General features: G+C 42.1%; 25 protein-coding genes. 2 read left to right on the forward strand and 23 right to left on the reverse strand.

Annotated features, from left to right (window positions below):
- Window positions 1-3 precede the first annotated feature (3 nt).
- From pstB to B7700_RS09525, 18 genes are all read right to left on the reverse strand, one after another.
- Window positions 4-807: a phosphate ABC transporter ATP-binding protein PstB gene (gene pstB, locus B7700_RS09440; protein ID WP_000049848.1), complete on the reverse strand. Its 804-nt coding sequence runs from the start codon at window positions 805-807 to the stop codon at window positions 4-6.
- A 10-nt stretch (window positions 808-817) separates the two neighbouring features.
- Window positions 818-1,702 carry a phosphate ABC transporter permease PstA gene (gene pstA / locus B7700_RS09445; RefSeq protein WP_000543046.1) on the reverse strand — a complete coding sequence of 295 codons (885 nt, stop codon included), beginning with the start codon at window positions 1,700-1,702 and terminating at the stop codon, window positions 818-820.
- Complete coding sequence (gene pstC / locus B7700_RS09450; protein ID WP_001070903.1) at window positions 1,692-2,609, reverse strand: phosphate ABC transporter permease subunit PstC; 918 nt, start codon at window positions 2,607-2,609, stop codon at window positions 1,692-1,694. The genes pstA and pstC overlap by 11 nt, the downstream gene beginning before the upstream one ends.
- The gene (locus B7700_RS09455) at window positions 2,609-3,487 is read right to left on the reverse strand and encodes a phosphate ABC transporter substrate-binding protein PstS (protein ID WP_084888545.1); all 879 of its coding nucleotides are present in this window, start codon (window positions 3,485-3,487) and stop codon (window positions 2,609-2,611) included. Before B7700_RS09455 ends, pstC begins: the two co-directional genes overlap by 1 nt.
- Window positions 3,488-3,709: 222 nt before the next feature.
- Window positions 3,710-5,014 carry an RsmF rRNA methyltransferase first C-terminal domain-containing protein gene (locus B7700_RS09460; protein WP_084888547.1) on the reverse strand — a complete coding sequence of 435 codons (1,305 nt, stop codon included), beginning with the start codon at window positions 5,012-5,014 and terminating at the stop codon, window positions 3,710-3,712.
- Entirely contained in the window at window positions 5,015-5,788 is a 774-nt protein-coding gene (locus tag B7700_RS09465) for an inositol monophosphatase family protein (RefSeq protein ID WP_084888549.1), read from the reverse strand.
- Entirely contained in the window at window positions 5,778-6,056 is a 279-nt protein-coding gene (locus B7700_RS09470) for a UPF0223 family protein (RefSeq protein WP_001041974.1), read from the reverse strand. The genes B7700_RS09465 and B7700_RS09470 overlap by 11 nt, the downstream gene beginning before the upstream one ends.
- Complete coding sequence (locus tag B7700_RS09475) at window positions 6,056-6,457, reverse strand: Spx/MgsR family RNA polymerase-binding regulatory protein (protein WP_000631255.1); 402 nt, start codon at window positions 6,455-6,457, stop codon at window positions 6,056-6,058. Before B7700_RS09475 ends, B7700_RS09470 begins: the two co-directional genes overlap by 1 nt.
- 211 nt (window positions 6,458-6,668) lie before the next feature.
- The gene (locus B7700_RS09480) at window positions 6,669-7,286 is read right to left on the reverse strand and encodes a TIGR01906 family membrane protein (protein WP_084888551.1); all 618 of its coding nucleotides are present in this window, start codon (window positions 7,284-7,286) and stop codon (window positions 6,669-6,671) included.
- Window positions 7,276-8,049, reverse strand: coding sequence for a TIGR01457 family HAD-type hydrolase (locus tag B7700_RS09485; RefSeq protein ID WP_084888553.1), 774 nt, complete (start codon window positions 8,047-8,049; stop codon window positions 7,276-7,278). Before B7700_RS09485 ends, B7700_RS09480 begins: the two co-directional genes overlap by 11 nt.
- 8 nt (window positions 8,050-8,057) lie before the next feature.
- Complete coding sequence (locus tag B7700_RS09490; RefSeq protein ID WP_084888847.1) at window positions 8,058-8,795, reverse strand: acyl-[acyl-carrier-protein] thioesterase; 738 nt, start codon at window positions 8,793-8,795, stop codon at window positions 8,058-8,060.
- Window positions 8,796-8,799: 4 nt separating this feature from the next.
- Window positions 8,800-9,930: a radical SAM family heme chaperone HemW gene (hemW, locus tag B7700_RS09495; protein ID WP_084888555.1), complete on the reverse strand. Its 1,131-nt coding sequence runs from the start codon at window positions 9,928-9,930 to the stop codon at window positions 8,800-8,802.
- Window positions 9,931-10,013: 83 nt separating this feature from the next.
- Complete coding sequence (locus B7700_RS09500; protein WP_084888557.1) at window positions 10,014-10,403, reverse strand: YtxH domain-containing protein; 390 nt, start codon at window positions 10,401-10,403, stop codon at window positions 10,014-10,016.
- Between the two features lie 15 nt (window positions 10,404-10,418).
- The gene (locus tag B7700_RS09505; protein WP_000895044.1) at window positions 10,419-10,802 is read right to left on the reverse strand and encodes a DUF948 domain-containing protein; all 384 of its coding nucleotides are present in this window, start codon (window positions 10,800-10,802) and stop codon (window positions 10,419-10,421) included.
- On the reverse strand, window positions 10,803-11,591 hold the full coding sequence (gene lgt, locus B7700_RS09510) for a prolipoprotein diacylglyceryl transferase (protein WP_084888559.1): 789 nt from the start codon (window positions 11,589-11,591) through the stop codon (window positions 10,803-10,805).
- Entirely contained in the window at window positions 11,584-12,519 is a 936-nt protein-coding gene (gene hprK / locus B7700_RS09515) for an HPr(Ser) kinase/phosphatase (RefSeq protein ID WP_000115157.1), read from the reverse strand. The genes lgt and hprK overlap by 8 nt, the downstream gene beginning before the upstream one ends.
- A 129-nt stretch (window positions 12,520-12,648) precedes the next feature.
- A complete protein-coding gene (rpsU, locus tag B7700_RS09520; RefSeq protein ID WP_000048054.1) occupies window positions 12,649-12,825 on the reverse strand; it encodes a 30S ribosomal protein S21 in 177 nt (58 codons plus the stop codon).
- A gap of 150 nt (window positions 12,826-12,975) precedes the next feature.
- The gene (locus B7700_RS09525) at window positions 12,976-13,683 is read right to left on the reverse strand and encodes a glucosamine-6-phosphate deaminase (RefSeq protein ID WP_084888561.1); all 708 of its coding nucleotides are present in this window, start codon (window positions 13,681-13,683) and stop codon (window positions 12,976-12,978) included.
- 150 nt (window positions 13,684-13,833) lie between these two features.
- On the opposite strand from B7700_RS09525, the gene queA reads away from it, so the two are divergent.
- Window positions 13,834-14,862 carry a tRNA preQ1(34) S-adenosylmethionine ribosyltransferase-isomerase QueA gene (queA, locus tag B7700_RS09530; protein WP_084888563.1) on the forward strand — a complete coding sequence of 343 codons (1,029 nt, stop codon included), beginning with the start codon at window positions 13,834-13,836 and terminating at the stop codon, window positions 14,860-14,862.
- A gap of 77 nt (window positions 14,863-14,939) precedes the next feature.
- Here the strand turns inward: queA and B7700_RS09535 are convergent, their stop codons facing one another.
- The 5 genes from B7700_RS09535 to mnmL are packed head-to-tail and all read right to left on the reverse strand — an operon-like array spanning window position 14,940 to window position 19,638.
- Complete coding sequence (locus tag B7700_RS09535; RefSeq protein WP_084888565.1) at window positions 14,940-15,800, reverse strand: YihY/virulence factor BrkB family protein; 861 nt, start codon at window positions 15,798-15,800, stop codon at window positions 14,940-14,942.
- A 27-nt stretch (window positions 15,801-15,827) separates the two neighbouring features.
- The gene (locus B7700_RS09540; RefSeq protein ID WP_084888567.1) at window positions 15,828-17,882 is read right to left on the reverse strand and encodes a cation:proton antiporter; all 2,055 of its coding nucleotides are present in this window, start codon (window positions 17,880-17,882) and stop codon (window positions 15,828-15,830) included.
- 11 nt (window positions 17,883-17,893) lie between these two features.
- Complete coding sequence (locus tag B7700_RS09545) at window positions 17,894-18,148, reverse strand: hypothetical protein (RefSeq protein WP_084888569.1); 255 nt, start codon at window positions 18,146-18,148, stop codon at window positions 17,894-17,896.
- Window positions 18,141-18,698: a tRNA 5-(aminomethyl)-2-thiouridylate-methyltransferase MnmM gene (gene mnmM, locus B7700_RS09550; RefSeq protein WP_084888571.1), complete on the reverse strand. Its 558-nt coding sequence runs from the start codon at window positions 18,696-18,698 to the stop codon at window positions 18,141-18,143. The genes B7700_RS09545 and mnmM overlap by 8 nt, the downstream gene beginning before the upstream one ends.
- Window positions 18,682-19,638 carry a tRNA modification radical SAM protein MnmL/YtqA gene (gene mnmL, locus B7700_RS09555; RefSeq protein ID WP_084888849.1) on the reverse strand — a complete coding sequence of 319 codons (957 nt, stop codon included), beginning with the start codon at window positions 19,636-19,638 and terminating at the stop codon, window positions 18,682-18,684. The genes mnmM and mnmL overlap by 17 nt, the downstream gene beginning before the upstream one ends.
- 91 nt (window positions 19,639-19,729) lie before the next feature.
- Between mnmL and B7700_RS09560 the strand changes: the two genes are divergently transcribed.
- A complete protein-coding gene (locus B7700_RS09560; protein WP_004242853.1) occupies window positions 19,730-20,089 on the forward strand; it encodes a DUF3397 family protein in 360 nt (119 codons plus the stop codon).
- The last annotated feature ends 13 nt before the right edge of the window (window positions 20,090-20,102 follow it).

A 20,102-nucleotide genomic window follows, 5' to 3' on the forward strand; every position in this document is an offset into this window, starting at 1 on the left:
TTTCTATCCAAAGTGTCCTGTTACGTAGTCATTGGTTGACTGTAGTTTGGCATTTTGGAAAATATTAGAGGTCTTATCATACTCGATCAAGTCACCCAAGTAGAAAAATCCTGTGTAATCACTAGCACGCGCAGCCTGCTGCATACTGTGGGTCACGATGATGATGGTAAAGTCCTTCTTTAATTCCAACATGGTTTCTTCCAGCTGGGCTGTCGCAATCGGATCCAAGGCAGACGCCGGCTCATCCATCAAAAGGATATCTGGCTTGACAGAGATGGCGCGAGCGATACAGAGACGCTGTTGCTGACCACCTGATAGGGTCAAGGCCGACTTGTGCAAATCATCTTTGACCTGGTCCCAAAGGGCAGCTTGACGAAGAGAGGTTTCTACAATTTCATCCAAGACTTGCTTGTCCTTTACTCCTGCACGTTCATGAGCAAAAGTGATATTGCGATAGATAGACTTGGCGAAGGGATTTGGTCGTTGGAAGACCATTCCAATGTGCTTACGCATCTCATAGACATTGATTTCTGGACGGTTGACGTCAATCCCTTGGTAGAGAATTTGACCTGTTACCTTGGCAATATCAATGGTATCATTCATCCGATTGAGACTGCGGAGGTAGGTTGATTTCCCTGAACCAGAAGGGCCAATTAAGGCAGTAATTTTATTTTTTTCAAATTGCATATCGATGCCCTTGATAGATTCATTTTTACCGTAGTAAACATGTAAATCCTTAGTAGAGAGGGCCACTTTCTCTTCAGGAAAGGTGATGATATGCTTTTCATCCCAATTATATTTTGACATGGCTTCTCCTTTAGGCAGCGGTTAATTTCTTATGTAGGTAGCTTCCGAGTTTGCGAGCTCCAAAGTTAAAGATAAGGATAAAGATGAGGAGCACGGCCGCAGAACCTGCTGATACGATGGTTCCATCTGGAATGGTTCCTTCACTATTGACTTTCCAGATGTGGACAGCCAAGGTTTCTGCTTGACGGAAGATAGAGATTGGACTAGTTACACTGAGAATATTCCAGTTAGACCAATCAAGGGCTGGAGCGGATTGTCCTGCTGTATAGATGAGAGCAGCCGCCTCACCAAAGATACGACCAGAGGCCAAGACGACCCCAGTCACAATACCTGGAAGAGCTTCTGGAATGACCACATGGACAACTGTCTCCCAACGAGAAATTCCAAGGGCCAAGCCGGCCTCACGTTGCGTATGGTGAACGTGTTTCAAGCTGTCTTCAACATTACGAGTCATCTGAGGTAAGTTAAAGACCGTCAAGGCCAAGGCACCTGAAATGATTGAAAATCCATACTCAAACTGAACTACAAAGATCAAGTAACCAAAGAGACCCACAACCACTGATGGCAGTGAAGACAAGATTTCAATACAGGTTCTGACAAAATTGGTCACAGGACCTTTTTTAGCATATTCAGCTAGGAAAATTCCAGCCCCCATAGATAAGGGAACAGAGATAATCAAGGTAATAACCAGAAGGAAGAAGGAATTATAGAGCTGAATTCCAATCCCTCCACCTGCTTGGTAAGAAGATGATTTGCCAGTCAAGAAAGACCAAGAGATGTGGGGCAAACCACGAACCAAGATATAAAGAATCAAGGATGCCAAGATGGCAACAATAATTCCTGCAATCGAGTAGAGGACAGCTGTTGCAATTTTATCTAATTTCTTAGCGTGCATAGTTTTTCTTTCCTCTTTCTTTCGTAATCAATTTAATCACACTGTTGAAGGCCAAACTCATCAAGAGCAAGACTAAGGCCAAGGACCAGAGAACGTTATTATCAACTGTTCCCATAACGGTATTTCCGATACCCATGGTCAACACAGAGGTCAAGGTCGCAGCAGGTGTTGTCAATGAAGTTGGGACTACGGCTGAGTTTCCGACCACCATCTGAATGGCCAAAGCCTCACCAAAGGCACGTGCCATCCCAAATACCACTGCTGTGAAAATCCCTGAACGAGCTGCCTTCAAGGTCACGCGCCAGATGGTTTGCCAACGAGTAGCTCCCATAGCCAAACTAGCTTCGCGGTAGTGACGAGGCACCGCACGCAAGCTATCGGTTGTCATAAAGGTTACCGTCGGTAAGATCATGACAAAGAGAACGAAAATCCCTGACAAAATCCCAAAACCAGTTCCACCAAAGACACTACGGACAAAAGGAACTACGACCTGCAAACCGATAAATCCATACACGACTGAAGGAATCCCGACTAGCAATTCAATGGCTGGTTGCAAGATTCTAGCACCTTTTGGTGAGACCTCGGTCATAAAGACTGCCGCACCAATGGCAAAAGGAGTTGCGATAAGGGCTGATAGGATTGTGACAATAAAGGAACCCAAAATCATGGGAAGGGCACCAAATTGTTTACCTGAAGGATTCCATGTTTGGCCAAATAGGAAATCAAAGATGTTGACCCCATTGACAAAGAAGGTCGACAAACCTTTTTGGGCTACGAAAATCAAAATCATAGCCACAATAATGACAATCAAAGACAGACAGGCAAAGGTCAAGCCTTTTCCTAATTTCTCTAGCCGGGAGTTCTTTGAGGGAGAAAGTAATTTTTTAGCTAATTCTTCTTGATTCATTAGTGACTCCCTTCTAGTGCTGTCACCGTTCCGACAGCATCTTTTTCAACCTTCATTTCCTTAACAGAAATATAACCCATCCCCTTAACGATTCCTCTTTGCGCTTCATCTGAGAGGACAAAGTTGAGGAATTCTGCCACCAATTCATTTGGTTGACCTAAGGTGTACATGTGTTCATAAGACCACAAAGGCCAGTTATTGGTTGTAACATTTTCTGCAATCGGCTCATAGCCGTTCAACTTCATGCGTTTAACCGAGTCATCCACATAGGCAAAGGCTAGGTAAGAAATGGCTCCTGGTGTCTGGGAAACAATGTTTTTAACCATCCCATTTGAATCCTGTTCTTGACTCTGCACAGCAGACTGACCATCCATGATAACACTATCAAAGGTTGCACGTGAACCCGAACTTGCCGCACGATTGATAATGGAAATGGCTAGGTCTTTCCCACCGACTTCTTTCCAGTTGGTCACTTGACCTGTGAAGATGCTACGGAGTTGTTCAGTTGTCAGATTTTCAACGTCAACTTCCTTATTTACAATCACTGCCAAGCCCGCTACAGCAACCTTATGGTCCACTAGAGCGGATGCGTTGATACCGTCTTTTTCCTCGGCAAATACGTCTGAATTTCCTACATCAACGGCTCCAGACTGAACCTGAGACAGACCTGTACCAGATCCTCCACCTTGGACGTTGACTGTTTTTCCAACGTGCATAGAGCCAAATTCATCTGCTGCTGCTTCGACCAAGGGCTGAAGAGCCGTTGAGCCAACAGCTGTCATGGATTCTCCACGATCAATCCAGCTAGCACATCCCGCCAAAGAACCTGCTAGCAAAAGAGCCGCAAGGGATAGAGCGAGTTTTTTCCTTTTTCTCACTGTTTTTCTCCTTGAAAATAATGGTGAATACTATGAATTTTTTTCAACTATTTATTTATGTTTTTCTTTTTTAAAATTGAGAGCAAACTGAAGTTGATAGCTTAATTTTACTAGAAATTTGCTCAGTTGCCGTCTCCACCAATTTTGACTTAAAATGAAAGACAATTTGAAAAAAATCCATACTTCCACTATAACATAGACAAGCTACTTTGACTAGCATTTTCACTTGAATCTGAGACCTTTTGGAAAATAGTTTTTCAAAACATTTCCAGTCACCTTTCCAAAGCCCAAACCATTTCCTTGAACCAAAACTTGGTACCAACCATTTGGCAGACTTTCCGCCAGCTGAACGGTTTCTCCAGCCACATACTTTACAAATTCCTCTTGATCAATTTCAACCGACTGCTTGACCTGACTCGGTTTCAAGGCTAGGCCAAGAGCGAAACTGGGTTCAAAGCGTTTCTTCTTAAAGGTACCCAGATGCAGGCCATTGCGAGCAATCTTGAGTTTCCCTAAATCTGGCAAGAATTCGGGCAGAAGATAGAGTTGATCCCCAAAAGTCTGCAAGATACCCGGTAGATTAACCTTCAAGTGTTTTTGGGCAAATTCCTGCCACAAGGTAACTTGTTCTCGGCTGAGATTGCTCTTACTTGCCTTACATTTTGGTGCTAGATTTTCACCCTTAAATTGCAAATGGGCTACAAACTGCCCCTCTCCCTTAAAATGATGAGGGTACATACGAGCCGTTTCTGGCAGGTCAATACCAGCTACCATTCCATTGATATGTTCAACTGGCAGCAAATCAAAATCATACTTTTCCAGTAGCCAATTGACAATCTCTTCGTTTTCCTCGGGGGCCCAGGTACAAGTTGAATAAACCAGACGACCACCTTCAGCTAGCATGGTTACTGCATCTTCCAGAATTTCTCTTTGCAAGCTAGCACATTGACTTGGATAATCTAAGTTCCAATAGTCCATAGCATCTGGTTGCTTACGGAACATCCCTTCACCAGAGCAAGGAGCATCAAGGACAATGAGGTCAAAATAGCCTTTAAAAACCTTGGCCAAGCGGTCAGAAGATTCATTGATCACCACGACATTTGTCGCTCCAAAGCGCTCCATGTTTTCTACTAAAATCTTAGCCCGTTTGCTTGAAATTTCATTGGAAACAAGGAGACCCTCCCCTGCTAGATAGGCTGCTAGTTGAGTGGATTTTCCACCCGGTGCAGCAGCCAAATCCAAGACCTTCATACCAGGACTGGGCTGGGCTACCTGAGCCACCATCTGAGCAGCAGGTTCTTGCGAATAAACCAAACCAGTAGCATGCTCAGGTGATTTCCCTGAAACCTTCCCATAATGTCCCCAAGGAGTTTGAGGAATGGCATCAGGAAAAGAAACTGGCGCTTCTTTTAAAGGATTGACCCGAAAGGCCGAAACCGCTTCCTCCTCAAAAGAGGCAAGAAAATCTCTTGCCTCATCTCCTAGTATCTCTTCATATTTTTCAACAAATCCTTCTGGAAATTTCATTTAAGTTCTTTTCCTTTCGTAAATATAGGACTGAATTTCCTCCTGCATCTTAAGAGGTAGCATCATGACCGGTTGTCTGGTTTGAAAATCAGGAGCTTCACCAGATAGGGTCACAACCCGATAGCCCAGACTTTCCCCTAAAATACTAGCCGCAGCATAATCCCATGGTTGCAGATAGGTAACATAGGTCAACAAACGCCCTGACAAAATCTTTACAAAACTAATGGCCGCACTCCCATAGACACGAACACCGAGGACCGCTCGACCCAAATCAGCCAGCCCCCATTCGTTGGTTTCCAACATACCACTATTTCCTGCAATGAGGAAATCTCCAAGTGGTTTTTCTTGAAAGGGAGCTAGGGGCTTATCGTTTCGACAAACTGGAAAGGCTCCACCACCATGGTAACAATCCCCTTTGACCACATCATAAATGATACCAAACTGTCCCTGACCATTCTCAAAATAAGCCATCATGACAGCAAAATCTTCCTGCTGGGCTACAAAATTATTGGTCCCATCAATGGGATCAATGACCCAAACCTTGCCCTCTTGAACCGAGGCTCGCAGACACCCTTCTTCAGCGCAAATCTTATCCTCAGGATAACGGGATAGAATTTCACCAACCAAGAGTTCCTGAACTTCCTTGTCCAGTCTGGTTACCAAATCTGTTGGAGAGGACTTGGTCTCAACACGCAAGTCTTCCTGCATATGGTCAAGGATGTACTGCCCCGCCTTCTTGACAAGCTCTTTGGCAAATTCAAATTTACTTTCCAAGAGAAATCTTTCCTTCCCCTTTTTCCTTGGCAGCCTGAACTGCTCGGTAAAGCGAATAGCCACTAACTGTTTCAAATTCTCGTCCCAAACGTTTCTCTTCGCTCTTGCTTGGCACGACCGCTTTGAATCCCTTATAGGAGTCCAGTAACTTTTTAGCCTCTACCTTGCCCTCATAGGCAGCTTCAACATCATTAAAAAAAGAAAGCACTGAAGCAAGTTCTTCAGTGCTCCACGACAAATCTAGTGGGTAACTATACTGTTTGTTCATTAACTAATACCAGCTCTCATTCTTGCTTCTTTTAGTTCTTGCTTACGGTAACTACGAGGGAGAAAAGCACGAATCTCATCTTCATTAAAACCAATTTGCATACGTTTGGCATCAATAATAATTGGGCGACGCAAAAGACTTGGATACTGCTCAATTAAATGAAGCAATTCCGATACCGAGATACTCTCTACATCAATATTCAATTTTTGAAAAATTTTTGAACGAGTTGAAATGATGTCATCAGTACCATTTTCGGTCAAGGAAAGAATGTGTTGCAATTCCTTTCTTGTTAAGGGACTGGTCATAATATTGTGCTCCTCAAAGGGCACCTTATGTTTTTCTAACCAGGCCTTCGCCTTACGACATGAAGTACAGCTCGGTGATAGAAATAGTGTAATCATGCTTTTCTCTTCTTATCTATACTTTGCTACTTCTATTATACAAAAAAATAAAGCGCTTGACTAGAGATTTTTAGAAAAAAAGCCTATTTTTTCAAGAAAAATAGACTGTTTGCGAACGATTGAGGTAAGGTAGATTTAGTTAATTCACTCTTGACAATAGTTTCGAATCACATACCTAACTTATTTACTCAAAATAAGAACATCTTTAGTATTATTTCCTAAGACTTTTCAGGTACAAAAAACCAAAGAAGCTCTCATAGAGGGCGAAAAAGAGGAGGAAGGCATGGAGGAAGAAGGTCTCTGGTAAAATCAGAATAACAGGATCCTTGGCTGGATCAAAAAGCCAGGTATCATCTCCCACAAAGAGAATTTGATGGAAAAGAGTAAAGAATTGGTCAAAACCAATCAAAACTCCTCCAAGACCAATCAGCACAGGCAAGACTACTAGAGTCAAAAGCCCCTTACTGAATAAAGATAAAAAGCCCTTTTTAACAATCCCTTTGACAAAGAAATAGAAACTTGGTAGTGTCACTAGAGCTACTAGCTGAACAAAGTGAAAGAGATTCTTCACCACCGCAAAATGGTGTAATCCAGCTGTTGACGAACGAAAATCTGGCATCTGCAAGACTTGAATAAAAGGATTAGTCAGGTAATTCATCAAGATATGAAAGTTATATTGAATGGTTTCTGGTTTTAGATAAACTCGATTCGTTAAGTTCAGCCACTGAATTTCCAGCGGATAAAAAATCCAAACCAAATAAATGGTCAAAAGGATTGAGAGGGAGAGGAGAAAGAGCATAGAGCTCCAAAAGGTCAGTTTAGTTTTCATCAAAGTTCCACTCCGCAAGGCTAGAAACCACATGAGTCGGTGCGATTGGCAGGTCTGCTACTTCTTCTGCCTTGGTAAAACCTGTTGTCACCAAGAGCGTTGGAATTCCATTGTCAATCCCAGCTCGAATATCAGTCAAGTAATTGTCCCCAACCATGATTAATTCTTCACGTTCCAAACCTAAGCGCTCAACCGCCTTGTTCATAATGATAGCATTTGGTTTCCCGATATAAACAGGCTTCACTCGTGTTGCCACTTCAAGAAGGGTAATCAGTGAACCAGCACCAGGCAAAAGACCGCGCTCTGTCGGGATGTTAAGATCAGGGTTGGTTCCGATAAAATGAGCACCCTTTTGAATCGCAAGAGTTGCTGTCGCAAATTTTTCATAGTCGACTTGCCAGTCCAGACCTACTACCACATAGGCAGGATTATCCTTGTCTTCCACATAGCCAGCCGCCTTGATGGCTTCCTTGAGCCCTGATTCTCCGATGACATAGACGGTCTTTTCAAGACCCAAGTCGTTCATATAGTCGATAGTCGCCAAAGTCGCTGTGTAGACAGTCGACAGGGGCGTATCGATATTAAAATTCTGAGCCAGCATCTCCTGAACACTCTCTGGAGTGCGGGTTGTATTGTTGGTCACAAAAAGATAGGGGATATCCCGCCTTTGCAATTCATGGACAAAAGCTTCTCCTGCTGGAATTCGATCCTTCCCCTTATAAATAGTTCCGTCTAAATCAATTAAATAGCCTTTATATTTCATATTTTTCTCTAATCCTTCTTCATTTCTTGCCAAGTGATGATGGCTTGAGCATTAGTCGCACCGTCGCTTGTAATCACATGCTTGCTTTCCAGTCCAGTCCGTTCAACAGACGATGTAATAACCCCACCTGGTCGAACTTCTTTGACATACTTGAGATTGATTTTCTTGGGAATATATTGGGTCAAAAAGTCCGCTCCCATGACCTCAAAAATCCAGTCCAGATATTTACTGTTATTGACATGACCATTCATATCCAAGTCGTAAAAACGAACATGGTAATCCTTGCTGAATGGTTCATCCAAAGACTCATACTTTGGTCCGCGGATAAGCTTTTTATCAAAGTCAGACTGGTAAGGAGCCACAATCTCAGGTTCAACAGCATGGACTTTTCGACTATCTCGATCCATGAGAACAAAGGTCGCCAACATGCGAATGATTTCTTGACCTGCTTCATCATAGATAGTGAAACGGCGATAGCAAAAGAGTCGATTGTAGCTCAAGGCTTCCGTTTCAATGGTGATTTCTTCCGCAAAACAAGGCAAACGAACCACCTCAATATCATAGTCTGTGATAATCCAGACCAGATTATAGTCTTCCAAAATGGCCTTATCACTAACTCCCAGCTCAATCGACTGCATCCCTGAAACTTGTAGGGATAGTAAAATCACATCTGGGAGTTTGATATGACCGTTCATATCAGCCATATCAAAAGGAATTTTCATTTTCATTTGATAAGTTAAGCCCATCATCCTACTCCAAAATAAATCGTTCTGCTACAGTGTCTCCCAAAAAGAGACCTCTTTTTGTCATGCGCACGCGATCACCGTCTATTTGCATGAGACCTTGTTGAATCAAGTCCTTGACAATTTCTCCATAAAGTCCATCAAAAGACCGTCCAAATTTTTCCTCAAATCGCACCATGGAGACTCCTGATTTCTTGCGGAGTCCCAAGAACATTTCTTCTTCCATTTGCTCTTTTTGACTCAGGTGCTCTTCTGTGATACGTGCATTGCCTTCCTCAACTGCACTGAGATAATGACGAATCGGACCATGATTTTTATAGCGCACTCCGTTGACATAACCAGAGGCCCCAGCACCGATGCCATAGTATTCAGCATTATCCCAGTACATGAGATTGTGGCGGCTTTCAAAACCAGGCTTTGAGAAATTGGAAATCTCATAATGCTCAAAACCAGCTCGCTCCAGCTCTGCAATGATGTACTCAAACATCTCAGCTTCCAGTTCCTCCTTAGGCAGAGGTAATTTCCCTCGTCGCATACGGTTCATAAAGACCGTATGGTTTTCTAAAATCAAGCTATAGAGACTCATGTGGGGAATATCCAGTCCAATAGCCTTAGCCACATTTTCCTTGACCTGCTCCATGGTCTGACCTGGCAGTGCATAAATCAAGTCTATAGAGATATTGTCAAAACCAGCCAGTTTCAGGCGGTCGATATTTTCATAAATATCCTTCTCCAAATGACTGCGCCCAATCTTTTTCAGCATTTTATCGTCAAAGGTTTGCACACCTAGCGAAACACGATTGACAGCCGAGTTTTTCAAAACAGCTATCTTATCTGCATCCAAGTCGCCTGGATTGGCTTCAATGGTCAACTCTTCTAAGACAGACAAGTCCAAGTTTTTAGTCAAGCCCTTCAATAACACCTCCAGTTGAGAAGCTGACAAAGCTGTCGGTGTGCCACCACCGATATAGAGGGTTCGCAACTTTTGAATATCATAAGATTGAAACTCTTCTAACAGATGTTCCAAATAACTATCTACCGGCTGATTCTTGATAAAAACTTTTGAAAAGTCACAATAATAACAAATCTGGGTACAAAATGGGATGTGCACATAGGCTGACGTTGGTTTTTTCTGCATAGTAATTATTATACCACAAAGACAGGCTACGAGAAAAAAATCACCATCCCCAGATACATAGTCCGTCCAGAGATGGTGATGGTTTATTCTTCTGTTATGTCAATAACAATCTCTTCTGATTCATCAAGAGTTTCGGCTTTTTCTTGCCATTGCTCCTTGAGATTATTGAATCGATCTTTTGATGCTTCTGTCGCTTGGCGAGCACATGATTTGGCTTGAGCAAGTACACTGTCCACAGTGATTTCACCTGACTCAACCTGTTCTTTGGTTTTAAGAACAAAATCTGTAGCCTGCTCCTTAACTTCTGTCAGTTTTTCACAGACCTGCTCCTTGGCATACTCAGGATCTTCTCTCAAATCATCTAGAAAATCTTGAGCCTGACTGCAAACTTGTTTGCCCTTGTCGCTTGTTAAAAACAAGGCAAGAGCTGCACCTGAAATGGTTCCTAAAAGGATTGAGGATAGTTTACCCATAAGAATTCTCCTTTTTTATTTTTTGAAAAATTTACTTGCTACACGAAGAGCTGACAAACTTGCACCAGTCTTAAGTGTTTTTGAACCAGCTGAGGAAGCTTTCTTGCTCAAGACACGCGCATGGTCATTGAGGTCGGAAACAGATAGAGATAAATCTGCAACAGCACTAAAGAGTGGATCAATCGTTGCCACCTTGACATTGATATCATCTGCCAAGACATTGACCTTAGCCAGCAATTCATTGGTATGATGCAAGGTCACATCCACATCTGAAGTCAAGGTTTTAATCGTCTTCTCTGTTTCATCGATAACACGTCCAAGCTTTTGTACAGTAATGATTAGATAGACTAAAAAGACAATCAAAGCTAGGGCAACAAGAATATATGCAACTTCTAACATTTAGTTTTCCTCCTCTGTAAAATAGTAAGGGGCCTTCTTACGATTTTGATAAAGAATGATAAAAATACCCAGTCCGATAAGAACAACTGAAAGCCTTTGAGATACTCGAAGTCCAAAGAACATGAGGCTATCTGTTCGCATGCCTTCAATAACCATACGACCGAAACCATACCAAATCAAATAGAAAGCAGTGATATGACCTCGTCTGAGACTCTTCCATTTTCGTCTGAATATCAGAATCAAGGCAAATCCAAGTAGATTCCATAGGGACTCATAAAGGAAGGTCGGTTGACGGTAGCTCCCCTCAATATACATCTGGTCACGGATAAAACCAGGTAGATAATCCAGATTATCCACTGCTGCACCGTAGGCTTCTTGGTTAAAGAAATTGCCCCAGCGCCCCAGACTTTGGGCAATCATGACGCTAGGTGCCGCAATATCTAAGAAATCCCAAGTATTGATGAGTTTACGATCAGCAAAGATATAGAGCACAAGGGCACCAGTTATCAAACCACCGTAAATGGCCAAACCACCATTCCAAATGGCAAAAATCTCTCCTAAGTTCTGACTATAGTAATCAAAACGGAAAATAACATAGTAGAGACGAGCTCCTAAAATAGCCAAGGGAAAGGCTATCAAGATAAAATCTAAAATATCGTCTGGTATGATCTTCTTTCTAGGCGCTTCTTTCATGGTCAAATAAACTGCAAGAATCAAGCCTGTCACAATACATAAGGCATACCATCGAATAGCTAGAGGCCCTAGATGAATAGCAATTGGATCAAGCATTAGGCACCTCGTTTTGAGCAATGAGATTTGTCAAGCGTTCTTCGAACAAACGAGTCGCATCAAAGCCCATTTCCTTGGCACGATAATTCATGGCAGCAGCCTCAATCACGACAGAGATATTACGACCTGTTTTTACCGGGATACGGATACGAGGAATGGATACGCCAGAAATTTCAAGTTCCTCTGCATTATTTCCTAGACGATCAAAGGTCTTATGCGTATCATAGTTTTCCAAGTAAACAGCCAGCTGGACTTGTGAAGAATCCTTGACGGCACTCGCACCGTAGAGGCTCATGACATCGATAATCCCAACACCACGAATTTCAATCAGGTGTCTCAAAATTTCAGCCGGTTCACCCCAAAGAGTAATCTCGTCCTTGGCAAAGATATCGACCCGGTCATCAGCTACCAAGCGGTGACCACGTTTGACAAGCTCCAGACCTGTCTCACTCTTACCGATGCCACTATCACCCTGAATCAAGACACCCATTCCATAGATATCCATCAAGACACCGTGCACACTGGTCCGTTCTGCTAAACGTGAATCCAGATAACTAGATAACTCTCCAGATAAACGACTGGTCGCCGTACGGCTGGTTAAAATGGCAATCTTACATTCTCTAGCTGCCTTTAACATCTCCTCTGGAACCACCAAACCACGAGCAACAATGACCGCAGGTGTCTCAGGTAGAAACATTTTTTTCAAGACTTGGTAACGGTTGTGAGAGGACATCGAAACGAGATAGGACCACTCCTTCATTCCCAAGAGCTGGATTCGCTCTGGCGTGTAGTAGTCAAAATAACCTGTCATTTCAAGACCAGGTCGCGTAATGTCCGCTGTATTGATTTCCTTTTCAAGTAATTCTGGTTCGCCATAGACAATGTCTAGTCTGAGCTTTTCAATCACTTCTTTTACTAAAACCGACATCATTTCCTCCTTCAAATGAGTTCTTCTCTCTATTATATCAAATTGTAGGAGGATATTTGAGATTTTTGCAGGCTTTGTAGTATTTATTTAAAAGAAAAAGACTAGATTTCTCTAGCCTTTCATTTCTAATTAGAATTTTTTACGTTTACGAGCTGCTTCTGATTTACGTTTACGTTTTACAGAAGGTTTTTCATAGAATTCACGTTTGCGTGTTTCTTGAAGAGTACCAGCTTTAGTAACCGCACGTTTGAAACGACGAAGTGCGTCGTCAAGAGATTCATTCTTACGTACTACTGTTTTAGACATTTTTTTCACTCCCTTCAAGTTCAAGATCTATTCTATTTTACACGTAAAAGGAATAATTGTCAAGAAAAAATGCGGGTTAATTTTGATTTTTCTGCCATTTATACAAGTCTTGAAAGCATTCAATAGAAAAAACTGAAGGGTTTCACTTTTTTATTTTTCTAACAAGCTGAGCGCTTCTGCATCTGCAATGATGGTCACATCAGGGTGATTTTGGAGGCTACTTGCTGGTAGACTCTCAGTCACTGGGCCAGACACTGTTCCGGCAATAGCTTCTGCTTTTGATGCACCGTATGCAAAGAGAAGGATTGATTTGGCATCCAAAATGTTTTTAATCCCCATTGAGATGGCTTGTGTTGGAACATCTTCAATCTTGTCAAAGAAGCGAGCATTAGCTTCGATAGTAGACTGGTCAAGCTCCACAAGATGTGTTTGACTGTCAAATGGAGTACCAGGTTCATTAAATCCGATATGTCCATTGCGACCGATTCCCAAGATTTGGAGGTCAACTGGATGGTCAGCCAAAATTTGGTTGTAGCGTTCAACTTCAGCTTCAGCATTGTCCTTAACCCCACGAGGCAAGAAACTTTCTTTAAATGGTTTTTGGTTAAACAAGTTTTCTTGCATGAAGTAACGGTAAGACTGTGGATTTTCTCCATCAAGTCCTACATACTCATCAAGGTTGACACTGGTTAGATTTGAAAAATCAAGGTCACTCTCAACAATTTCCTTGTAAAACTCAAGTGGGCTACTTCCTGTCGCAAGTCCTAGTGTTTGAGCTCCATTGGCCAATTTTTCCTTCAAAATCTCAAAAGCAACTTTTCCACCTTCGATTTGGTTTTCAACTTTAATAACTTTCATCTTTTTATCCTCCGTTTCAATCTATATTTATTATATGGTATAGACCAATTTTTGTCAAGTGAAAACGATTTAATTTCTAAAAAAAGAACGACTATACTTGAAACATGTTATAATGGATAAGATTAGAACTTAGAAAGAATGAACAGATATATGAATACTGCTGATTTTGATTTCCACTTACCCGAGGAATTGATTGCCCAAACGCCTCTTGAAAAACGGGACGCCTCTAAACTCCTCATTGTCAATCGTGAGACGGGAGAAATGCAGGATAAACACTTCCACTCTATTATTGATATGCTGGAACCTGGTGATGCCCTCGTTATGAACGACACCCGCGTTCTCCCTGCCCGCCTCTATGGTCAAAAGGAAGAAACAGGAGGCCATGTGGAACTTCTCCTGCTCAAAAATACTGCTGGAGATGAGTGGGAGGTTCTGGCTAAACCTGCCAAACGCCTCAAGGTTGGCACTCGTGTAAGCTTTGGTGATGGTCGCCTCAGCGCTATCGTGACAGAAGAATTGACCCACGGGGGACGTATTGTCCGCTTTGAATATCAAGGAATTTTCCTAGAAGTCTTAGAAAGTCTGGGTGAAATGCCGCTACCGCCTTATATCCATGAAAAACTGGATGACCGTGAACGCTATCAAACGGTCTACGCTAAAGAAAGTGGCTCTGCTGCTGCACCGACTGCTGGCCTCCACTTCACCAAAGAACTGCTGGCAGAAATCCAAGCTAAAGGAGTTCATCTAGTCTATCTGACTCTTCATGTCGGACTCGGGACCTTTAGACCCGTTTCAGTTGACAATCTGGACGAACACGAAATGCACTCAGAATTCTACCAACTTTCTGAGGAAGCTGCTACCACCCTTCGATCTGTCAAGGAAAATGGAGGCCGTGTCATCGCTGTCGGAACCACTTCTATCCGCACCTTGGAAACTATTGGTTCCAAGTTTGAGGGGCAAATCCAAGCAGATTCTGGCTGGACTAATATCTTTATCAAACCTGGCTATGAATGGAAGGTTGTGGATGCCTTCTCAACCAACTTCCACCTGCCAAAATCAACTCTGGTCATGTTGGTTTCTGCCTTTGCCGGCCGTGAATTGGTCTTAGATGCCTACCACCATGCCATTCAAGAACACTACCGCTTCTTTAGTTTTGGCGATGCCATGTTTATCTATTAATTTATATAATCAAAAAACGCATATTATCAGGCAATAAAACCTTGATAGTATGCGTTTTGTTATAGATAAAAAATAAATTAGTCTGTTCTCAAGCTCGTATCTTTCAAACTCTGGACACTGGCATTGATCACCGCACCGACAATCAAAATCTTAGCGATGAGAATAAACCAAAACATCATGACCACCACGACGACGGAACTGAAAAAACGGACGTCCACTAGGTGATTGACATAATTGTTGACATAGACTGAAAAGATATTAAGTAGTAAGACCAAGGTCAACAAGACAAAGGTACTACCTGGCAATACATGTCGAATCCGTCGGACCTTAACATTGGGCAGGAAATAGTAGAGCATGACCAAGATAGCAAAAATCAAGGCATAGACCAAGGGACCTGTTAGGTCTTGCAGATAATCAAAGAGAGGACTATCCGATTTCCAGTAGCTCTTGATAAGGTTGAGAAGCATTCGCCCAAAGACACTCAGAAAGAGAGCTAAGGCGAAGAGAATCTGCAGACCAAAACTGACAAACAAACTCATGAGTTGATGAGAAATCATCCCACGATTTTTAGCTACTCCGTAAGCTTTATTAAAGGCTTTCTGTAGGAAATTCATGGATTTTGAAAAGGTCCAGAGGGCTGACAAAACCGCAAAACTCAATAAGCCTGTTGAAGGTTGCGTTAGCACTTCTGTGATAATCTTTGCAACCACATCATACATGGTATCGGGCAAAAATTCATTGACAACCTTTAAAAAATTAGAAACTGGAATCTGAAAATAAGGGAGGATATTAACCACCACCAAAAGCAGAGGGAAAATCGAAATCAACCAATAGTAGGCTACTGCGACACTGGTCAACTCACTATCTGATGCTTGATAATAATGTAAAAAAGCTTTTAATAACGGCTTGTCTATCATCGCTTTCCACCACTTCTTCATGTCACACTCCTTCACTTACAATCTTGATTAATTTCTTCTTACCAATTCCACCATATCATAAGGCAGGGTATTGGCAGCTTCTTTCAGAGAATAGTTCTCTAAGTTATTCACATTTTGTCGTAACTTCTTGGCATACTTGGTTGTAATCAATCGTTTTTCTTCATATTCGAAAATCAACTTGCGCTCCAGATAATAGCCTCTCAACATTTCATCGATATTGTTGGGTTTGACACGATTGATAACCCGTTCGACAAAGGCACCACTGGTGATAATAGCTGTTTCTCGGAGACGAGAATCCTGCATGAAGCTGATTAAAGAACTCTTATAAACCCCTTTAAGGTTCTCCAGACTTTCGATAATCATCTCTGTATTTTCTAGATAGAGCTCTGCAATTTGATCATAGTCAAGGGCTCTGAGTTTCTGTGATTCTTCATTTTTCCAACTGCGAAAGGTCTTGCCTAAGGTAAAGACTTCGTGAAGGAGAAAACGTAAAATCCGCAAGGAAACAAGGAAATAATAGGTCACTCGTGAAGCAAACTTACGATTGATACTTTGTTCCATGTTTTTCAAATAACGTTGGTAGACTCGATAGGCACGCTCGCTCATCTTGTCCTCTTCGTAAGCCTGTTCTAAACCATCACTTTCAATACTGAGGATGAGAAGTTTTAAGGCCTCCCAGTCTTCTTGAGCCCCCTTATTTTCTTGACTCAGGATAAGATTTTCAATACGTCCATGATAATTGTCAATGGCTGCATAGAGAGGGAGCTTATTTCTGGTATCTTCCAACTCTTTTTCCAACTCTATCGTTACTTCATTCAAAATGGCGATATGCATGAGATAGTCCTTGCTTTCTTCCTGTTCATCAGAAAGATGAGGCAAGACCAAGAGACCTGTTAAAAAGCTTACCAGCGTCACACCTGCGACAAGGAAAAGCAAGAGAGGATACTCCTGTTCTAGATTACTTGGTATCAGAAGGATCGTAGCAATCGACACCGTTCCCTTGACACCTGAGAAGGTCAAAAGAAGCATGTCCTTCATATACTTATTTAGCTTTTTCTTGAGACGTCTAGTCCTATAGGCATAATAGCCATAAATCATGACAAAACGAATAGCAAAGAGGACAAAGGTAAGGGCTATAAGAGATAGCAATAACAGTAAGGGATTATAGATTGGATTGGTCAAGATAGGCTCTGCTATCATTTCCAACTCCATCCCTAAAATCACAAAGACAGAACCGTTGAGCATAAAGTTCACTGTGTGCCAGACCGTCTCGGTTACCGTATCCACTTGGGCTTCTAGGAGCGTAATTTTCTTAAAACGGCTTGCCTTTAAAATACCAGCAACCACAACGGCAATAATCCCTGAAACATGGACTTCTTCTGCCAGGAAGAAGGTTACCAAGGGCAAACTCAATTCCAGAAGGAGCTCACTAGCAATATCCGTTGCTCTCACACTTAGCAAGAAGCTATGGAGGAAACGGTTGGTCATGGCTGTTAAAAAGCCAATCAAAAAACCGCCTAGGATTGAAAAGATGAGCGAACTACTCGCTTGCCCAAGGGAAAAGGCTCCAGTTGTCCAAGCTGTCAAAGCTACCTGAAAGGCAACCAAACCTGATGCATCATTCAAAAGTCCTTCACCCTTAAGGATATTGGACACACGCTTAGGAAAGCTAAACCGCTCCGAAAGAGAGGCAAAGGCCACCAAATCCGTAGGGCCAAGTGCCGCCCCAACAGCCAAGCAAGCCGCCAAGGGAAGACTGAGCCAAAGAAGATGGGCCAAGCCACCCAAACTCAGGGTCGAGATAAAAATCACTGGAAATATGAGATAAACAATGATTCGCCAGTGTTTTAAAATAGCCGTAATATCTGCTTCCTCCGACTCTCGGAAAAGCAAGGGCCCGATAACCAGGGCCAAAAACAACTCTGTATTGAGATGAAAGTCGGTATTGGGTAAAAAGAGACCAATCACGATTCCCAAAAGAATCTGCACCAAAGGGAGAGGCAAAAAGGGCAGGAGCTTATTGGTGGTACTTGAGACAATCAAAACCAGTAAAAATAGGATGAGGTAAATCAGTAATTCCACGCACGTCCTCCTTAATCTTTTTTACAACAGGATTCAAATATCTCCTTCTGCTCTTTGATTTTTTGGTCAATCTTGAAACAATCTTTGTGCTCAATTTTTCTCTGGCACCGTTCCATTTCAAGAGCAACTAATTTTTTCTTGATTTTAAGCATTTTTTTGCTCATATGCGCTTGGTCTAACACACCCACCGCTCGTTCGTGGTGGGTTGATTCAACAAAATTCTGGCGCATGGCATCCAGCTTTTCACGTAGGTATTGTTTATCCATGTCTATATCTCTCTAATTTTTCAATCATCACTAAAAACGGTGGGTTGTTGACTTGGTTCAGGGTTCGGTAAATGGCAGCTGTGTACTCTTGTTGGTTCAACTGGCTAACAAAATCCAAGACAGCATCCCTCTCTAGGTCGCCTCCATCATGACCATAGTAGATCATGATAGCAATCCGTCCACCTTTGACAAGCAAATGACACAGCTTTTCTAATGCTTCAATCGTTGTCTGAGGTTGGGTAATGACAGATTTATCAGCTGACGGCAAATAGCCCAGATTAAAAATCCCTGCCTTGGCTTCTGTCACAAACTGGTTCAGTGTCTCATGACCTTGCAAGATTAACTGGGCATTTGTCATTCCAGCCTGGTTTAAACGTTCTTGGGTCTTTTCCAAGGCTTGTTCCTGAATATCAAAGGCATAGACTTTCTTGGCTAGTTTGGCTAGAAAAAGGGTATCGTGACCATTTCCCATAGTCGCATCCACTACTGTATCGTCCTGAGTTACAACCTCAGCCAAAAAATCATGTGCCATCTCAAGTGGTCTTTTCATTTTCAAACTCCTGTTTTACAGCCTTGCATCCTTGAACACTTCCACGACGTCGCATTTCAGTTTCAATAGCATTTAGCACTTCCCATTTATTGAGGCTCCACATAGGACCAATCAGCATATCTCTAGGTGCATCTCCTGTGATTCGATGGATGACGATATGTTTGGGAATGATTTCCAGTTGGTCACAAATAACCTTTACATATTCGTCCTGGCTCATCAATTGTAAACGTCCCTCATGGTAATCTCGTTGCATACGCGTATTGGTCATCAGGTGAAGCAAGTGCAATTTAATCCCTTGAATATCGTTATCCGTGACACAGCGGCGAACATTTTCAAGCATCATCTCATGGGTTTCACCAGGAAGTCCGTTGATCAAATGAGAAACAATCTCAATCTTGGGATACTTTCTCAAACGCTTGACCGTTTCCACGTACAACTCATAGGAATGGGCACGGTTAATCAGATCAGAGGTTTCTTCATAAGTAGTCTGCAAGCCCAATTCTACCGTCACATGCATGCGCTCCGATAACTCAGCCAAATATTCAATGGTTTCGTCTGGTAAACAGTCTGGGCGCGTTCCGATATTGATTCCTACCACACCCGGTTCGTTGATAGCCTGTTCATAGCGCTCTCGGATGACTTCCACCTTTTCATGGGTATTGGTAAAATTTTGAAAATAAACCAGATACTTCTGAACATCCGGCCACTTACGGTGCATAAAGTCGATTTCCTTATAAAATTGCTCACGAATAGGCGCATCCGGTGCTACGATAGCATCTCCAGAACCTGAAACCGTACAAAAAGTACAGCCTCCATGAGCCACAGTTCCATCACGATTTGGACAGTCAAACCCCGCATCAATAGGGACTTTAAAGGTCTTTTCTCCAAAGAGTTTTCGATAATAATCATTCAAGGTATTATAAGGTTTCATAACTTTCATTATAACAAAAAACATCTACAATCTCAAAAGCCTGACTTTCCTATAAATTCCTCTGTTTCTCGTTTCCTTTAGCGATTTTTTATGATACAATATGGGTATGATTTTAATGAAATTAGCATCTATTTTATTATTGATACTGACTTTAGTAGTCTGCATTATCATAACCAAACTTTTTAGATTAAAAAAACTAGGACGAAACTTTGCGGATTTGGCTTTTCCAGTCTTGGTATTTGAGTATTACCTGATCACAGCTAAAACCTTTACCCATAATTTTCTCCCTAGACTGGGACTAGCCCTCTCACTCCTAGCCATTATTCTCGTCTTTTTCTTCCTTTTGAAAAAACGCAGCTTTTACTATCCTAAATTCATCAAATTCTTCTGGCGTGCAGGATTCTTATTAACCCTTGTCATGTATATCGAGATGATTGTTGAATTGATGGCTCAGAAATAAAAAACTAAATCGA

This window comes from Streptococcus mitis (assembly GCF_002096755.1).
Classification (GTDB): Bacteria; Bacillota; Bacilli; order Lactobacillales; family Streptococcaceae; genus Streptococcus; species Streptococcus mitis_AC.

What these genes read in the sequence shown, in the direction of transcription:
- lgt (WP_084888559.1), bottom strand. Translation starts at nt 11,591, where the DNA reads ATGCTTGATCCAATTGCTATTCATCTAGGGCCTCTAGCTATTCGATGG.
- pstC (WP_001070903.1), bottom strand. Translation starts at nt 2,609, where the DNA reads ATGAATCAAGAAGAATTAGCTAAAAAATTACTTTCTCCCTCAAAGAAC.
- B7700_RS09535 (WP_084888565.1), bottom strand. Translation starts at nt 15,800, where the DNA reads ATGAAGAAGTGGTGGAAAGCGATGATAGACAAGCCGTTATTAAAAGCT.
- hprK (WP_000115157.1), bottom strand. Translation starts at nt 12,519, where the DNA reads ATGTCGGTTTTAGTAAAAGAAGTGATTGAAAAGCTCAGACTAGACATT.
- B7700_RS09475 (WP_000631255.1), bottom strand. Translation starts at nt 6,457, where the DNA reads ATGATTACACTATTTCTATCACCGAGCTGTACTTCATGTCGTAAGGCG.
- mnmM (WP_084888571.1), bottom strand. Translation starts at nt 18,698, where the DNA reads ATGAAAAGACCACTTGAGATGGCACATGATTTTTTGGCTGAGGTTGTA.
- B7700_RS09485 (WP_084888553.1), bottom strand. Translation starts at nt 8,049, where the DNA reads ATGAAATATAAAGGCTATTTAATTGATTTAGACGGAACTATTTATAAG.
- B7700_RS09490 (WP_084888847.1), bottom strand. Translation starts at nt 8,795, where the DNA reads ATGGGCTTAACTTATCAAATGAAAATGAAAATTCCTTTTGATATGGCT.
- B7700_RS09560 (WP_004242853.1), top strand. Translation starts at nt 19,730, where the DNA reads ATGGGTATGATTTTAATGAAATTAGCATCTATTTTATTATTGATACTG.
- B7700_RS09460 (WP_084888547.1), bottom strand. Translation starts at nt 5,014, where the DNA reads ATGAAATTTCCAGAAGGATTTGTTGAAAAATATGAAGAGATACTAGGA.
- B7700_RS09545 (WP_084888569.1), bottom strand. Translation starts at nt 18,148, where the DNA reads ATGGATAAACAATACCTACGTGAAAAGCTGGATGCCATGCGCCAGAAT.
- B7700_RS09505 (WP_000895044.1), bottom strand. Translation starts at nt 10,802, where the DNA reads ATGTTAGAAGTTGCATATATTCTTGTTGCCCTAGCTTTGATTGTCTTT.
- pstB (WP_000049848.1), bottom strand. Translation starts at nt 807, where the DNA reads ATGTCAAAATATAATTGGGATGAAAAGCATATCATCACCTTTCCTGAA.
- mnmL (WP_084888849.1), bottom strand. Translation starts at nt 19,638, where the DNA reads ATGAAAGTTATGAAACCTTATAATACCTTGAATGATTATTATCGAAAA.
- queA (WP_084888563.1), top strand. Translation starts at nt 13,834, where the DNA reads ATGAATACTGCTGATTTTGATTTCCACTTACCCGAGGAATTGATTGCC.
- B7700_RS09500 (WP_084888557.1), bottom strand. Translation starts at nt 10,403, where the DNA reads ATGGGTAAACTATCCTCAATCCTTTTAGGAACCATTTCAGGTGCAGCT.
- B7700_RS09480 (WP_084888551.1), bottom strand. Translation starts at nt 7,286, where the DNA reads ATGAAAACTAAACTGACCTTTTGGAGCTCTATGCTCTTTCTCCTCTCC.
- pstA (WP_000543046.1), bottom strand. Translation starts at nt 1,702, where the DNA reads ATGCACGCTAAGAAATTAGATAAAATTGCAACAGCTGTCCTCTACTCG.
- B7700_RS09470 (WP_001041974.1), bottom strand. Translation starts at nt 6,056, where the DNA reads ATGAACAAACAGTATAGTTACCCACTAGATTTGTCGTGGAGCACTGAA.
- hemW (WP_084888555.1), bottom strand. Translation starts at nt 9,930, where the DNA reads ATGCAGAAAAAACCAACGTCAGCCTATGTGCACATCCCATTTTGTACC.
- B7700_RS09525 (WP_084888561.1), bottom strand. Translation starts at nt 13,683, where the DNA reads ATGAAAGTTATTAAAGTTGAAAACCAAATCGAAGGTGGAAAAGTTGCT.
- rpsU (WP_000048054.1), bottom strand. Translation starts at nt 12,825, where the DNA reads ATGTCTAAAACAGTAGTACGTAAGAATGAATCTCTTGACGACGCACTT.